Origin of the sequence: Streptococcus sp. 27098_8_103 (genome assembly GCF_041432345.1) — a bacterium.
Classification (GTDB): Bacteria; Bacillota; Bacilli; order Lactobacillales; family Streptococcaceae; genus Streptococcus; species Streptococcus mitis_BV.
The window spans coordinates 1-1,202 of the sequence record NZ_JAPVZK010000061.1; the positions used below are offsets into that span (position 1 = coordinate 1).

12 tRNA genes and 1 rRNA gene are annotated in these 1,202 nt (G+C 51.3%); all 13 read right to left on the reverse strand.

The features are described from left to right. Nucleotides 1–6: 6 nt before the first annotated feature. The 13 genes from O3599_RS09830 to rrf all read right to left on the reverse strand — a co-directional run bounded on the left by O3599_RS09830 (nt 7) and on the right by rrf (nt 1,149). Nucleotides 7–90 (reverse strand) — tRNA-Leu (locus tag O3599_RS09830). A gap of 9 nt (nt 91–99) precedes the next feature. After that, nucleotides 100–171 (reverse strand) — tRNA-Gln (locus tag O3599_RS09835). A gap of 13 nt (nt 172–184) precedes the next feature. Beyond that, nucleotides 185–257, reverse strand: a tRNA-His gene (locus O3599_RS09840). Between the two features lie 14 nt (nt 258–271). Beyond that, nucleotides 272–342 (reverse strand) — tRNA-Trp (locus O3599_RS09845). A gap of 4 nt (nt 343–346) precedes the next feature. Further along, nucleotides 347–427: transfer RNA gene (locus O3599_RS09850), tRNA-Tyr, on the reverse strand. Nucleotides 428–439: 12 nt separating this feature from the next. After that, nucleotides 440–512, reverse strand: a tRNA-Phe gene (locus O3599_RS09855). A gap of 3 nt (nt 513–515) precedes the next feature. Further along, nucleotides 516–589 (reverse strand) — tRNA-Met (locus O3599_RS09860). Nucleotides 590–599: 10 nt separating this feature from the next. Then, nucleotides 600–689, reverse strand: a tRNA-Ser gene (locus O3599_RS09865). A 4-nt stretch (nt 690–693) separates the two neighbouring features. Beyond that, nucleotides 694–765 (reverse strand) — tRNA-Glu (locus O3599_RS09870). Between the two features lie 8 nt (nt 766–773). Continuing rightward, a tRNA-Ile gene (locus O3599_RS09875) sits at nt 774–847 on the reverse strand. 33 nt (nt 848–880) lie between these two features. Beyond that, nucleotides 881–951 (reverse strand) — tRNA-Gly (locus O3599_RS09880). Between the two features lie 5 nt (nt 952–956). After that, nucleotides 957–1,029, reverse strand: a tRNA-Val gene (locus O3599_RS09885). Between the two features lie 4 nt (nt 1,030–1,033). Then, nucleotides 1,034–1,149, reverse strand: a 5S ribosomal RNA gene (rrf, locus tag O3599_RS09890). Nucleotides 1,150–1,202: the final 53 nt, after the last annotated feature.

Genomic DNA, 1,202 nt, shown 5'->3' on the forward strand with positions numbered 1-1,202 from the left:
ATACTATACCGGCGGCCGGGGTCGAACCGGCACGTCCTTGCGGACACTGGATTTTGAGTCCAGCGCGTCTGCCAATTCCGCCACGCCGGCAAATAGTAACTGGGGTAGCTGGATTCGAACCAACGCATGAGGGAGTCAAAGTCCCTTGCCTTACCGCTTGGCTATACCCCAATAATATAAAATAGGCGAGTGATGGGGATCGAACCCACGCATGCCAGAGCCACAATCTGGTGTGTTAACCACTTCACCACACCCGCCATAATTCTATTAACACGGGCAGTAGGAATTGAACCCACACTGAAGGTTTTGGAGACCTTAGTTCTACCTTTAAACTATGCCCGTAAAATGGAAGGGGAGGGATTCGAACCCCCGAACCCGAAGGAGCGGATTTACAGTCCGCCGCGTTTAGCCTCTTCGCTACCCTTCCAAAATATATAAATGGCGCGAGACGGAATCGAACCGCCGACACATGGAGCTTCAATCCATTGCTCTACCAACTGAGCTACCGAGCCTTATTGCGGGAGCAGGATTTGAACCTACGACCTTCGGGTTATGAGCCCGACGAGCTACCGAGCTGCTCCATCCCGCGTTAATACAAAAGGAGGATGTGGGATTCGAACCCACGCACGCTTTTACACGCCTGACGGTTTTCAAGACCGTTCCCTTCAGCCGGACTTGGGTAATCCTCCAAAATAGTCCGTACGGGATTCGAACCCGTGTTACCGCCGTGAAAAGGCGGTGTCTTAACCCCTTGACCAACGGACCAAACTTTATGGGCACGAGTGGACTCGAACCACCGACCTCACGCTTATCAGGCGTGCGCTCTAACCACCTGAGCTACGCGCCCAAGTTAAAAACTTGGTAATTGAACAAAGTTCAAAGCGGGTGACGAGAATCGAACTCGCGACAACAGCTTGGAAGGCTGTAGTTTTACCACTAAACTACACCCGCTTAAATGGGAGTTAACGGGATCGAACCGCTGACCCTCTGCTTGTAAGGCAGATGCTCTCCCAGCTGAGCTAAACTCCCTAGAGCTAAGCGACTTCCATATCTCACAGGGGGCAACCCCCAACTACTTCCGGCGTTCTAGGGCTTAACTTCTGTGTTCGGCATGGGTACAGGTGTATCTCCTAGGCTATCGTCACTTAACTCTGAGTAATACCTACTCAAAATTGAATATCTATTCAAACCAAGAAAACCGT